This window comes from Phenylobacterium koreense (assembly GCF_040545335.1).
In the GTDB taxonomy this organism is placed as follows: domain Bacteria; phylum Pseudomonadota; class Alphaproteobacteria; order Caulobacterales; family Caulobacteraceae; genus Phenylobacterium; species Phenylobacterium koreense.
The window spans coordinates 151,558-164,627 of sequence record NZ_JBEPLU010000003.1; the positions used below are offsets into that span (position 1 = coordinate 151,558).

Sequence of the window (13,070 nt, forward strand, 5' to 3'; positions counted from 1 at the left end):
CGCTCAGGCCGTCCGCGGCCGCCCGGTTTCAACGCTCAGGCGTCCGCCGCTGAGCCAAAGGGCCGCCGTCGGTGACAGGGCCAGCAAGGTCTTGCCCAGCAGCACGGTCGCGGCCAGCACCAGCAACGGCTGGACCAGCAGGAAAGCCGGGTAGAGCGGCGATCCCAGCGGCCCCGATAGCTTCCCGATCGCCGGGCCTGCCACCCAGATCATGATCAGGTGCCAACAGAACATCAGGAAGACGTAGGGCTCGACCTTCAGAAGCGCGGGCGCCGCGCGGCTCACCGCCACCCTCCAGGCGACGGCCCAGAAGAAGAGCGCCGTGGTGAAGCGCATCAGGACGTCCAGCGTCCGCAGCAGCACGGGATGATCCAGCCCCGCGTCGATCCCCACCGTCTCGAACCAGACCTTCGCGGTAGCCAGCACCAGGTACGGAACCAGGGTCAGCAGGATGGGCGCGCTTCCCAGCCGCTCGGCTAAGTCATGGCGGCGCGCCAGCATGCCGACGATGAAGAAGAAGGGGATGGTGGGCCGCAACACCAGGGGGAAGGCCACGCCTGAGATGGCCCACACCAGGGCGGCCAGGGCCGCCAGGCCCATGGCCCAGCCGGGCAGGCGCGCCAAGGCGGGCGCAGCTAGCATGCAGATGAAGAGGTCCCGCAGGAACGACATCTGCACGTTGATGTCGTTGGGCCTGGCAAGGCAGAACAGCTCGTCGATCGTCCACCACAGGGTGTCCGGCTTGGGGGCCTGCAGCAGCCCCGCATAGGCGGCGCCCGAGACGATCAGGATGGCCAGGGCGTTCCAGAGGACCATGGGCGCAAGGACGGTGCGCGCCTTGCCGGCGACGAACGCCCCATAGGAACGGCGTGTCACCGAACCCATGACCAGCCAGCCGGAGATGACGCTGAGCAGTGGCACGGCGCTGCGCCCGAGCAGCTCCATCAGCCCCCAGCGCAGCATTCCCTGAGGCGTGCCGTTGACCAGGGCCAGATCCGGACCAGGGAGGCCGGTCCAGGCGTGGACATAGACGATCCCCAGGATGCACATCACCCTGGCGACCGCGATGGAATCCGAAAGCTGCGCGGCCGGCCTTCGCCGCACCCCCGACCTGTCTTTCAAATGAACGTTTCCTCGCGCTTGCCGCGCCCCTTGAGATGTTCAAACGCAGGCGGAGCAAGATCGCCTCGCAGGTGAGCCAAAAGATCGCAGGCGATGTGGATCGCGGCCCTTCGACCACGCCGGAGGCCCGGTCAAGGACCTCCGGCCGGGTTTTGATCTAGATCAAAGCGTTCGCCGCGCGGTGAGGTTCTCATGAGCTTGGCTGTAAAGCCCGCCGCGCTCGCCCCCTCCTGTCCTCCCTCAGGCTGGATTGGGCGGGCGCGGTCGAGCTTGCCCCTCCCCGACCCCGCGCTTAGGCTCCCTGGCATAAGTTTACGCCATAAAGGGAAGCGACAATGAGCGCGGCGTTGGAAACGATCCAGAAATCGGACGAAGTTCTCTACGAGGTGTCGGAGGGCGTTGCGACCCTGACCCTTAATCGGCCTGATCGGCTGAACACCATTTCAGGGCCGATGCTGGCCCAGCTTACCCGGCTGCTGATCCAGGCCAACGAGGATCCGGCCGTCCGCGTCGTGGTGCTGACGGGGACCGGCCGCGCCTTCTGCGCCGGTCTCGATCTGGTGGACGCGACGCAGGGCAGCGGCATCGGTTCGGAGAAGCAGGCGTCGTCGGTCTCGGTGAACATCGACCTGCGCAACACGCCGCCGACCGTGCTGTTCGCCATGGACAAGCCGACGATCTGCGCCCTGAACGGTTCGGCCGCGGGCTACGGCATGGACACGGCGATGGGCTGCGACATCCGCATCTCCGCCGAAAGCGCCAAGATGGCCGCCGCCTTCGTCAAGCGCGGCGTGGTGCCGGAGTCGGGGGGCACCTGGATTCTTCCGCGGCTGCTGGGCTGGGCCAAGGCGGCCGAGCTGATCTTCACCGGCCGCACCCTGAGCGCGCGCGAGAGCCTGGACCTCGGCCTGGTCAACGAGGTGGTCCCCGACGACAAGCTGGCCGCTCGCGCCCGCGAAGTCGCTCTGGAAATCGCCGCCAACGCACCGCTGGCGGTGCAGTCGGCCAAGCGCCTGATGCGCATGGCCCTCTCCGAGCAGTTCAACGACCACGTCCACCACGTCTATCTGCAGTTCCTGCAGCTCGTGCGAACCCACGACTTCCGGGAAGGGATGACCTCCTTCCTGGAAAAGCGCCCGGCCGACTTCCAGGGTCGCTGAGTCTCGATCCCGGCCCCCGAGGGCCGGGACAACTCCTAGCTGTTCAATTGGGATAACAGAATTTCTAGGGCTGCCCTCATATATTCCCTAGTACATCGATTGGAATAATACACTTAGCGTCCGCCCCGCTTTGACAACACTGCGTGGGGGATGAACATGACGCGCGCCTGGCTCCAATTTTCCGCACTGGCCACAAGCCTCGCCCTGCTGGCGGGGCCGGGCGCCGAAGCCCGGGCCGAGGAGGCCGACGCCCAGCCGGACCAGGCCTCGGTGTCGGCCGTCACTGAAGTGATCGTCACCGCCCGTCGCCGCGAGGAGCGCCTGCAGGACGTGCCTCTGCCGGTGTCGGTCGTGGATGGCGCTCTGGTCGCCGACAGCGGCTCGTTCAACGTCAACCGGCTGAAGGAGCTGATCCCCTCGGTCCAGTTCTATTCGACCAACCCGCGCAACTCGGCCGCCAACATCCGCGGCCTGGGCGCGCCGTTCGGCCTGACCAATGACGGTATCGAGCAGGGGGTGGGCCTTTATGTGGACGGCGTCTATTTCGCCCGACCGGCGGCCGCCACCCTGGACTTCATCGACGTCGACCGCATCGAGGTGCTGCGCGGGCCGCAGGGCACGCTCTACGGTAAGAACACCACCGCCGGGGCGATCAACGTCACCACGCGGCGGCCCAGCTTCACGCCGCAGACCGACCTGGAGCTGTCCTACGGCAATTACGGCTTCGTCCAGGCCAAGGCCTCGATCACCGGGCCAATCACCGAGAACCTAGCCGGCCGTCTCTCATTTTCCGGCACCCAGCGCGACGGCTTTATCTACAACGTCGCCAAGAACGAGCACATCAACGACCTGAACAACCTCGGCCTCAAAGGCCAGCTCCTCTACAAGCCGAAGGACGGCCTGGAACTCATCCTCTCCGGCGACTTCACCCGCCAGCGGCCCAACGGTTACGCTCAGGTGGTCGCCGGGGTGGCCCCCACCCTGCGCGCCGCCAACCGCCAGTGGGCCGGGATCATCGCCGACCTGGGCTATGCGCCGCCCAGCTACGACGCTTTCGACCGGGTGACCGATTCGGACACGCCCTGGCGATCGACCCAGGACCTCGGGGGCGGCTCGTTGACCGTCAACTGGGACGTCGGGCCAGGCGCCCTGACCTCGATCAGCGCCTATCGCTTCTGGAACTGGGATCCGTCCAACGACCGCGACTTCGTCGGCCTGCCGATCACCACCCAGTCGGCGGCCACCTCGCGCCAGATGCAGTGGTCACAGGAACTGCGCTACGCCGGCGACCTCTCGGACTCCCTGGCCTTCGTGGTCGGCGCCTTCGCCTTCCGCCAGAAGATCGCCTCCGACCCGGTGCAGACTCAGGTCCAGGGTTCGGCCGCCGCGCGCTTCCTGCTGGCGCCCAGCGCTCAGGCCGCCACACCCGGCCTGCTCGACGGCTACGGGCAGGAGACTCGGCTCTCCTTCAAGAACGAGAGCGCCGCCCTGTTCGGTCAGTTCGACTGGCGTGTGACCGACCGCCTGCGGATTCTGCCGGGCCTTCGCCTGAACTACGACAAGAAGGAGGTATTCTACGACAATCAGGTGTTTGGCGGCTTGCAGACCACCGACCCGGCCCTGATCGCCCTGAAGCTCGGCATCCTGTCGCCCCAGACCTACGCGGCGGACGTGGATGACACCAACCTGTCCGGCCAGGTGACCGTGGCCTATGAGCTCAGCTCGAAGGCAAACGCCTATGCGACCTACGCCACCAGCTTCAAATCGGTGGGCCTGAACCTCGCAGGCGTGCCCACGGACGCCAGCGGCAAACCGGCGCTGGCGGCGGCGGTGGTCGATCCGGAGGACGTGCGGCACATCGAAATCGGGCTCAAGACTCAGCCCCTCCCCGGTCTGATCGCCAACTTCGCGGCCTATGAGACCACCATCAAGGACTATCAGGCCCAGGTGCAGAACGCTGCCGTCGGCGTGCTGCGCGGCTATCTCGCCAACGCCGACGAGGTGCGGGTCCGCGGCTTCGAATTCGACGGCCGCGCCGTCGTCGACGAGCACCTCAACCTCTATGCGGCGCTGGCCTATACCGACGCGGTCTACACCTCGTTCGTCGACGCCCCCGCCCCGCTGGAATTGACCGGCGGCCCCGCTGCGGTGGATATCTCCGGCTCGCGGCTGCCAGGCGTCTCCAAGTGGGCCGGCTCCATCGGCGGCGAGTACGTCCAGCCCGGCGGCCTGCTGGGTCGCAGCGGCGACTACTTCGTGGGTCTGGACGCCAGCTACCGCTCGTCCTTCTCGTCCAGCGCCACCCCGTCGGAATACCTGAACGTAAAGGGCTATGGCCTCGTCAATGCGCGCCTCGGTTTCCGGGTCGAGGACGGCTGGGACCTGACCTTCTGGGTCCGCAACCTCGCCGACAAGGACTACTTCGAACTGCTCTCGGCCGCGCCTGGAGGCTCGGGCCTCATTGTCGGCCAGCCGGGCGACCCGCGCACCTATGGCGTGACCATCGGCGCCAGCTTCTAGAGCGGTATCCACCAGCCGATCACGGGCGTAGGATCCGCATGCAGATCTCAGCAAAGCGGCAAGTCCGTGAGCGACGACGCGATCCGTTATGCGGTGAACATGGCGATCCTGCAGGCTCACCGCCTGGGCGAGCCGAGGGTCCTTGAGCTGCCGCGCGGCCTGTGCGGCCAGCTCCAGTCCGTCGCCGACCCGGGCGACTGGTGCGCGGGTCCGCCGTGCAGGTACCGCGGCCTGCGGGTGGTCGAAGCCGACGCCTGCAGGGTGCTGGTCTGGGATCGCGCCCGCGAGACCGAGATGACCCAGGTCATTCCCTGGCCTTCCAGCGCCTCCTAGCCGTCGGCAAGAGCTAAACCGCGCATTGGCGGAACGCCGGTATATGTTCATACTGCGCCCGCGATCAGCGAGGGCGGCGGCCTTGAACCTGCGGCGTTTCCTCAGCGAGCTTAAGAAACGCAACGTCGTGCGGGTGGCCGGCGTCTACACCGTCACGGCCTGGGGCGTTTTCCAGGTAGCCAAGACGGTTTTCGAGACCCTCGAATTTCCCAAGTGGCTTTCGGCCTCCAGCCTGCTGGTCCTGGCCCTTGGCCTGCCGATGGCGATCCTTGCTTCCTGGGCTTTCGAGGTCGGGCCGGACGGGACGATCCGCCGGGCCGCTCCGGCGGCGCCCGACGATACGGCCCGCAAGCTCGGCTGGATGGACTGGGGCGCCCTGGCGGTGATCGCCGTGGCCGTGGCCGTGTTCGTGGCCTCCGCCTTCGGGCTCGCCCGCTCCCTGGGCGGCGAGGCGCCGGGCCTGGGGGGCGCAGCGGCCAAGTCGGTGGCGGTCCTCCCCTTCGCCAGCTTCGCCGGCGGCGCGGATTCCGAGTACTTCGCGGACGGTCTGACCGAAGAGGTGACCAACAGCCTGGCGCAGGTGCCCGACCTGAAGGTCGCCGGCCGCACCTCGGCCTTCTATTTCAAGGGCAAGAACGAGGACGTCCGCGACATCGGCCGCAAGCTCAACGTCGCCCATGTGGTCGAGGGCAGCGTCCGACGCTCTGGCCAGCGCCTGCGCGTCACCTGCCAGCTCGTCAGCGTCCGCGACGGCTATCACCTGTGGTCCGAGACCTATGACCGCACCATGGACGACGCCTTCGCCATCCAGAGCGAGATCGCCGACGGCGTCGCCGACGCTCTCAAGGCCGAGCTGAAGGCCGAGGGAGGCGAGCGGGACCGGCGAGCCCGGCGCAATCCGGAAGCCTACGCCCTGGAAGTCGTCGCCAAGGGCCAGGTGCGCCGCATGGGCAAGGCCCAGATCCAATCGGCCCAGGCCATCTATCGTCAACTCATCGACATGGAGCCCGACAACGCCGAGGCCCACGCCGGCTACGCCTTCGCCACGGCCTATCTCGTCCAGAACCATCTCGAGGGCGACTTCCTGCCGGCGGTCCGGCAGGCCGAGGCCGAGATCGACAAGGCGCTGAAGCTCGATCCCAAGTCATCCTCGGCCTACATCGCGCGGGGCCTGCTCTCGGTCATCCGCTTCATCCGCGAAAGCGACCAGGAGGCCGAACGGACGGCCGAGGCCTCTTATCGCCGGGCTGTCGAGCTCGACCCGCGCAACCCCGAGGCCCTCAGCCTCTACGGGGACTTCATGGCCGGCCGCGACCCCAAGCTCGCCATCCCCTATCTGCGCCGCGCGTTGGACATCGACCCCCTGGACCGCATCGCCAACAACGCCCTGGCCGGCGCGCTCGTCGCCATCGACCGCCCCGCGGAAGCCGAGCAGCGTTATCGAGCCAATATCGAGCTCTTCCCCGACTATGTGGATTCCAAGGAACAACTCGGCGACCTGATGGTCGAGATCGGCCGCCTGGACGAGGCGGTCGCCTGGTATCGGCTCGCCGCGCAGCCGCAGACGGACCCGGCCGCGTCCATCGCCCTCGCCAACGCCTACTACAACCTCGGCATGCCCGCGGAGGCCGAGACCGCGGTCGAGCCGTGGAAGGCTCATCCCGTGGTCGGCCGCGTGGTGACCGCACTCAAGCTGCTCGTCGCCGGCGACTTCCAGGGCCTGATGGCCCTGAGCCGGGCGGAGCTCGCCAAGCCCCAGGCCGATCCCCTCTGGCGCGCCGGCGTGCAGATCGCCGGCGCCCAGCTCGGCGAGTACGAGGCCGCGCGGGAGCAATTCCTGATCACCTCGCCGGAGCTCTTCGAGCCCAGGCCCCAGGTGTCGGCCCGCCTCGCCAACGAGATCACCGGCGCGGCCTACGTGATCGCCCGCACTGGAGACCAAGGCCAGGCCCAGCGCATCCTGCAGGCCACACTGGAAGCGACGGCGCCGAAACCCGGCCTGCGTCAGCCCACCGCCAGACGCATCGCCCGCGTGAAGGCCTACGCCATGCTGGGCGACAACGAGCGCGCGATCGCCGAGCTGCGAGCCGCCATCGACGCCGGCTACCGGCAACTGGTCGATATCGACGGCTTCATGCGGCTGGACGCCTACCCGATGGTCGCGCCCCTCCGCGCCGACCCGCGCTTCAAGGCCCTAATCGCCCGCATCGAGGCGGACAACGCGCGCATGCGCCAGAAACTGCTGACCACCGGCGCGCCAACGCAGGTCGTCGCTCCCTGATCAGGGCGCCCGCGGCCGGCAGAAATCGTCCGATCTACGTCATTTCCACCAAGCGCCAGCGACGTTACCAAGATGGCGACGACGCGACCTCGGAGGCGCTTCCATGCTGATCCGGCTGCTTCTAGGCCTGACCGCGGCGCTGCTGCTCGCCACCGGCGCGGCGGCGCGGCCGCTGGTGGTGATCCTCGCCGACCCGCGCGGGACCGTCGGCCCCGACGTGCTGACTCCCTATGCGATCCTTGCCGACAGCGGGGCGGTGGAGGTGAAGGTCGTGTCTCCGACCACCGCCCCGGTTCGCCTCACCCCCGGTAAGGCCTGGGCTGGGCCGCAGATGACCTTCGCCCAGCTCGCCCAGGCGCGGCCGCAGGGGCCGGACATCGTGATCGTGCCGGCGCTGAGCGTCGAGAACGATCCGGCCAGGTCCGCCTGGCTGCAGGCCCAGCTCCGGGGCGGCGCGCGCATCATGTCGATCTGCAACGGGGCCAAGGTGCTGGCCGCGGCGGGCCTGCTCGAGGGGCGCCAGGCGACGATCCACTGGTTCAGCCGGGATCGCATGAAAAAGCGCTACCCGCAGGTCGAGTGGCGACGCGACCGGCGCTGGGTCACCGACGGCCCGATCACCACGACCGCCGGCATCAGCGCCGCCGAGCCGGCCGCGCTCCACCTGCTGGGCGAACTCGCCGGTCACGAGGTCATGCTGGCGACCGCCCGGCGCCTCGACCTTGCGCCTCCCGACCAGCATCACCGCGGCGAGGACTTCCGCCTCACCCTCAAGGGCATGGCCACGGTGGTGATGAACCGTATCGCCTTCTGGCGGCATGAGGACGTGGCGGTGCCGCTCTCGCATGGAATGAATGAGCTGGCCTTCGGCGACGCTCTGGATGGCTGGTCGCGCACCTACCGGTCCACCGCCTGGGCCGTCGGCGCTCCCAGCGTCACCACCCGTCGAGGCTTGGTGATCTACCGCAACCGCGCCCTTCCCGCCCATTTCGACCGCAGGGTCGCACTGCCCGAGCAGGAAATCGCCGAGGCCACCTTCAGGCAGATCGGCGCAGCCTATGGCGACGCCACGGGCCGCTTCGTGGCCCTGCAGTTCGAGCATCCCTACGGCGCGGTCCCGGTTGGGTAGGGGTGGGTCACGACGGTAGTTGCACCGCCTCGGCTATGCGGCCCGCAAGCGCTGCCATCGAGGCGTCGTCCATTGCGAGAACCCCCGCGCGCTCAGCGTCGAGGGCGGCGAACTGTTGAGCCTCGAACGGCACGCCAGGCGGCAGCGGGGCGACATGCCAGTGGACATGACTGTTTCCAGCCTGACTGCCCAGGGAGAGGATGTAGACGCGCTCCGGCTCCAGCACAGCCTGGAGAGCTTCGGCAACGGCGAACACCACAGTCTGCAGGCGCAGGTAGTCTGGAAGGCTGAGGTCCCCTGTGACTTGCTCGATGTGCGCCTTGGGACACACGAGAACATAGCCCAGGCAGGTCGGGTACTTGTTCAGGAAGGCGATGGCGAAATCGTCCTCGAACACGACGTGGTGTGCGAACTCCGGGTCGCCGCCGACCAATCCGCAAATGAAGCATCCCCGCTCCCGGACCCGCTCGAGATAAGCCGACGCGTCGAATTTCCGTCGCTCAAACAAATGGCTCCCCCGCCTGCGCTGCCAGCCTCAGCCGCGTGCGGCGAAGCCTATGCTACCGTCGTCCTCGCCGGGGAGGACATTGACTTCGCGCACCTGCGCGCTGGCCGGACCTGAGCGGCAGGCCTCGACGAGGCGCTCCAGCACGGTCTCTTCGCCGATGGCCAGCAGTTCCACCGAACCGTCGGCGCAGTTGCGCACCCAGCCGTCCAGGCCCAGGCGCCGCGCCGACTGTTCGGCCCACCAGCGGTAGCCGACGCCCTGCACGCGCCCGACGATCCTCAGCCGCACGACCTGCCGTTCCATGCGCCAAGGATGCGCCCCTCGGCACGGAGGTTCAACCGGAGCGGCTGTCGCGCAATGGTCACGCTTCAACGGCTGCCTTCCCTCCCGTCAGCCGCCTATCATCTGCGCCGGATGGGAGGGACCCGCGCATGAAGAAGTTCGCCTGGATCGCCGCGACGATCGCCGCCGGTTGCGCCGCAACGCCAACGACGCAGCAGCCAGCCGCGGCGCAGGCGCCGGAAGGTCGGCCCGCAGGCTATCTGGCTTCCGGCGCGGCACCCAACAGCCTCACTCTGCTTCCCGCCCCGCCGCAAGCCGGCTCGGCCGCACAGGCCCGCGACGACGACGCCTCGACGGACGCCTTGGCGATGTCGGGAGGGCCGCGCTGGCGGCTGGCGACGGAGGACGCCGAACTTGGCTTCCCGCAGGCCGCGGAGACGTTCTCCTGCTCGCTCGGCGTGAAGGTCTCCCCAGAGACGACGCCGCGGCTCTACACCCTTCTGCGTCGCAGCCTGGTGGATGCGGGCATGTCGACCTATCCCACCAAGAACAAGTACAAGCGCCAGCGGCCCTTCATGGTGAACCATGCCCCAATCTGCACGCCCGCCATCGAGGCGCGGCTGCGCAACGACGGGTCATACCCTTCGGGTCACAGCGCCATCGGCTGGGCCTGGGCGCTGATCCTGGCCGAAGCCGCGCCCGACCGCGCCGACCCCGTTCTGGCCCGAGGCCGCGCCTTCAGCCAGAGCCGCGTGGTCTGCAACGTCCACTGGCAGAGCGACGTCGACGAGGGCCGCACGATGGGCGCGGCCGCGGTCGCCAAGCTGCATGACGACGCCACCTTCCGCGCGGATTTGGACGCCGCCCGCGCCGAGATCACCGCAGCGCGAGTCACGGGCCATCTGCCGACCCGCGACTGCGGCCTGGAGACTGCCGGGCTCGCCGCCGGCTAAACGCCTGCGTGAGCGGCCTTCAGGGCGGCGATGTCGAGCTTCTTCATGCCCAGCATGGCCTGATTGGCGCGCCGGGCCTTCTCCGGGTCGGGATCGCCGACCAGTTCGGCAAGGACGGTCGGCACGATCTGCCATGAGAAGCCGAAGCGGTCCTTGAGCCATCCACACTGGCTCTCTTCGCCGCCGTCCGCGGTCAGGGCGTTCCAGTAGCGGTCGACCTCGGCCTGGTCCTCGCAGGCGACGCTGAACGAGACCGCCTCATTGAACTTGAAGGCAGGTCCGCCATTCAGCCCCGTGATCGGCTGGCCGGAGAGCTCGAACTCCACGGTCATGACCTGGCCGTCCATGCCGCCATAGGAACCGGGCGGATAGCGCGTCACCTTCCCCATCTTGGAGTTCGGGAACAGCGAGCAATAGAGCTTTGCGGCCTCTTCGGCCTGGCCGTCGAACCAGAGGAAGGGATGGATCTTCTGCATGGCGTCGTCCTCATTGCTACGGGGCCGCCCACGCGGCCTTCGCACCTAGGACGCAGAACGCGCCATTGATCCTACAGGAGCCGTCAGAATTTTCCGGCCAGCAGCAGACGGCCGGGACCCAGGCGCTCTAGCACCTGCGGCAGATCGTTCTCGGCGAAGGCGAAGCAGCCCTCGCTGCGGCCGAGCACGCCCCGCTCCTTCGCCATCTGCGGGCTCACATACCAGGCGCCGTGCACCACGATCGCCCGGGCCATGGCGTTGCTGTTGCCCGGATCCATGCCCTGCAGCCGCATCGAGCGGCCATGCTTGCCGACATAATAGTCGCCGGTGACGTAGGCGCCTTCCGAACTCGCCGCCGAACCGAAGGCGTTGGAAAACGACTTCACCCATCCGGTATGGCTCGGGTCCGATCCGCGGCCGTGCGCGACCAGCAGGCTGCGCATCTGGCCGCTCTGCATATCCAGCAGGTGGAAGCGCGGGTTCTTGGAGGGGCTGCTGAAGTCGGCGAGACCGACCAGGTCGCGGTGCTTCACCGAACCGCCCATACGTTCCAGCCCGACCTTGGCCAGGCCGAAGGCCCGCGCCCGGTCCGCCGCGCTGCTGACCGCCGCAAGCGCCTGTCCGCTCGTAGCGCCGCCGAGCGCCAGAGCGCCCAACGAGGCCTTCAGGAGCCGTCGCCGGCTCGCTGTCAAATCATTGCTCATGTACGCAGGCTCCGACTTGCACCCACTTGCCCTATAGCATCGCTGGCGCGGGCGGCCTCGCTCAAGACTTCGGGAGCGGCGACGTGCCGCTGGGCGGCGGCAGGCTGAACTGCATTCGGTCGGCGGGCTGGACGTCGACGGCGTTGACCTTGCGCTCCAGCGGCGCGGTCAGCTTGCCGCCATAGGTCACGAAGCGATGCGGCAGGGTGATCGACCCGACCTTGCGATAGTCGAGGACCTCGGTCGTCAACGGCCGCTCGCCTGGCGCGGCGCCTTCCTCGATCATCAGGCCCAGCAACCCGGTCTTGCGGTCGAACCACAGCTCACGCGGCGCTCCCCCGGCCGGTTGCACCTTGAGCACGTCATAAGTCTTGCCCTGGCTCTGCCGCTCTCCGACCGGCACGCTGCGCAGGTCGAACCGGCTGGGGAAGAAATAGCCGTAGGCGCCGAAGAAGGCCTCCGAACGCACCTTTCCCACCACCTGGCGCTCGACCGAGCCGGTCGCCACGCCGCTGGCCAGCACCCGCCATTCGGCCGCGCCGTTATAGCCTTGGGTGACCTTCCCGGCCGAGGTGTGGGTTTCCTTGCGCAGGCCATAGCGCAGCGGGTCGAGCCACCGCTCGAACTTCACCCCGCCTTCCTCGCCGCTTTCGTGCAGGCCCCGCAGGCCGTTCCAGGCTCGAGCCCCGCCCATAGCCGCCTGGGCCCGGTCGATCACCCTCTGGGCCCCCGGCGCGTTTTGCGCCTGCGCCTGCCCGCCCAGCAACACCACCAAGGCGGCTACCGCCCCGAAATAACCACGCATCGACGATATCCACATGGGCGGAAAGAAGCCCGCCAAGTTGTCCAGATTGCGGCCACGCAACGCCCGCGCGTCTGCCCTGCCGGTAGAGCAAGTCGCGCCCCGGCCGCAACAGCGCATTCCACGCGCGCACCCGGCGGCGCGTCCTGCTATCGATAGATGATGAGCTTTCCGTTCACCCCTTCGTTCCGCGCCGAACTGGCCGCCCGTTGCCAGGCTTTTCCGCGCATCGCCTATGCCGGGCCGGAACTGAAGCTGGCGGCCGTCGCCATCACCCTGGTGGACGCTGGCGATGGTTCGGGAGAAACGGCCTTCCTGCTTACCCGCCGCTCGGCGCAGTTGCGCGCCCACGCCGGTCAGTGGGCCCTGCCCGGCGGCCGCTGCGACCTGGGTGAAACCCTGCAACAGGCCGCCTTGCGCGAGCTGCATGAGGAACTGGGCCTGCTGCTGCCGCAGACCAGCATCCTGGGCGTGCTGGACGACTATGCCACTCGGTCCGGCTACGCCATCGCGCCGGTCATCACCTGGCTGGACCACGCCGAGGAGATGGTCCCCAATCCGGCCGAGGTCGCCTCCGTCCACCGCTTCCGGCTCGACCAGATCGCCGACGACGCAGCGGTCGCCTTCGAAACCATCCCCGAGAGCGAGCGCCCGCTGATCCGGCTCAACCTTGGCGAACACCACATCCATGCGCCGACCGCCGCGCTCATCTATCAGCTCCGCGAGGTGATCGCCGGCCGGGTGACGCGGGTTGCGGAACTGGAGCAGCCGGTGTTCGCCTGGCGTTGAAGCTGCGATCA

General features: G+C 68.3%; 13 protein-coding genes. 7 read left to right on the top strand and 6 right to left on the bottom strand.

The window, feature by feature from the left end; genetic code table 11:
- Window positions 1-3: 3 nt before the first annotated feature.
- Entirely contained in the window at window positions 4-1,122 is a 1,119-nt protein-coding gene (locus tag ABID41_RS16765) for an acyltransferase family protein (protein ID WP_354298191.1), read from the bottom strand.
- 335 nt (window positions 1,123-1,457) lie between these two features.
- Between ABID41_RS16765 and ABID41_RS16770 the strand changes: the two genes are divergently transcribed.
- From ABID41_RS16770 to ABID41_RS16790, 5 genes are all read left to right on the top strand, one after another.
- Window positions 1,458-2,282: an enoyl-CoA hydratase/isomerase family protein gene (locus tag ABID41_RS16770; RefSeq protein ID WP_354298192.1), complete on the top strand. Its 825-nt coding sequence runs from the start codon at window positions 1,458-1,460 to the stop codon at window positions 2,280-2,282.
- Between the two features lie 156 nt (window positions 2,283-2,438).
- Window positions 2,439-4,802, top strand: coding sequence for a TonB-dependent receptor (locus ABID41_RS16775; protein WP_354298193.1), 2,364 nt, complete (start codon window positions 2,439-2,441; stop codon window positions 4,800-4,802).
- A gap of 66 nt (window positions 4,803-4,868) precedes the next feature.
- On the top strand, window positions 4,869-5,135 hold the full coding sequence (locus tag ABID41_RS16780) for a hypothetical protein (RefSeq protein ID WP_354298194.1): 267 nt from the start codon (window positions 4,869-4,871) through the stop codon (window positions 5,133-5,135).
- Between the two features lie 82 nt (window positions 5,136-5,217).
- Entirely contained in the window at window positions 5,218-7,416 is a 2,199-nt protein-coding gene (locus tag ABID41_RS16785; RefSeq protein WP_354298195.1) for a tetratricopeptide repeat protein, read from the top strand.
- A 103-nt stretch (window positions 7,417-7,519) separates the two neighbouring features.
- A complete protein-coding gene (locus tag ABID41_RS16790; protein WP_354298196.1) occupies window positions 7,520-8,545 on the top strand; it encodes a DJ-1/PfpI family protein in 1,026 nt (341 codons plus the stop codon).
- Window positions 8,546-8,552: 7 nt separating this feature from the next.
- Here ABID41_RS16790 and ABID41_RS16795 read toward each other — a convergent pair whose 3' ends face one another.
- Together ABID41_RS16795 and ABID41_RS16800 are read right to left on the bottom strand one after the other, a co-directional pair.
- The gene (locus tag ABID41_RS16795) at window positions 8,553-9,053 is read right to left on the bottom strand and encodes an HIT family protein (protein WP_354298197.1); all 501 of its coding nucleotides are present in this window, start codon (window positions 9,051-9,053) and stop codon (window positions 8,553-8,555) included.
- Window positions 9,054-9,080: 27 nt separating this feature from the next.
- The gene (locus ABID41_RS16800) at window positions 9,081-9,356 is read right to left on the bottom strand and encodes an acylphosphatase (RefSeq protein WP_354298198.1); all 276 of its coding nucleotides are present in this window, start codon (window positions 9,354-9,356) and stop codon (window positions 9,081-9,083) included.
- Between the two features lie 128 nt (window positions 9,357-9,484).
- Here ABID41_RS16800 and ABID41_RS16805 point away from each other — a divergent pair, with 128 nt between their 5' ends.
- Entirely contained in the window at window positions 9,485-10,288 is an 804-nt protein-coding gene (locus ABID41_RS16805; RefSeq protein WP_354298199.1) for an acid phosphatase, read from the top strand.
- On the opposite strand, the gene ABID41_RS16810 is transcribed toward ABID41_RS16805, so the two are convergent.
- From ABID41_RS16810 to ABID41_RS16820, 3 genes are all read right to left on the bottom strand, one after another.
- The gene (locus ABID41_RS16810) at window positions 10,285-10,764 is read right to left on the bottom strand and encodes a VOC family protein (protein WP_331931697.1); all 480 of its coding nucleotides are present in this window, start codon (window positions 10,762-10,764) and stop codon (window positions 10,285-10,287) included. The genes ABID41_RS16805 and ABID41_RS16810 overlap by 4 nt on opposite strands.
- A gap of 83 nt (window positions 10,765-10,847) precedes the next feature.
- Window positions 10,848-11,468 carry a murein L,D-transpeptidase catalytic domain family protein gene (locus ABID41_RS16815; RefSeq protein WP_354298200.1) on the bottom strand — a complete coding sequence of 207 codons (621 nt, stop codon included), beginning with the start codon at window positions 11,466-11,468 and terminating at the stop codon, window positions 10,848-10,850.
- 61 nt (window positions 11,469-11,529) lie between these two features.
- On the bottom strand, window positions 11,530-12,273 hold the full coding sequence (locus ABID41_RS16820) for a hypothetical protein (protein ID WP_331931699.1): 744 nt from the start codon (window positions 12,271-12,273) through the stop codon (window positions 11,530-11,532).
- 159 nt (window positions 12,274-12,432) lie between these two features.
- Between ABID41_RS16820 and ABID41_RS16825 the strand changes: the two genes are divergently transcribed.
- On the top strand, window positions 12,433-13,059 hold the full coding sequence (locus ABID41_RS16825) for an NUDIX hydrolase (protein WP_354298201.1): 627 nt from the start codon (window positions 12,433-12,435) through the stop codon (window positions 13,057-13,059).
- Window positions 13,060-13,070 lie beyond the last annotated feature (11 nt).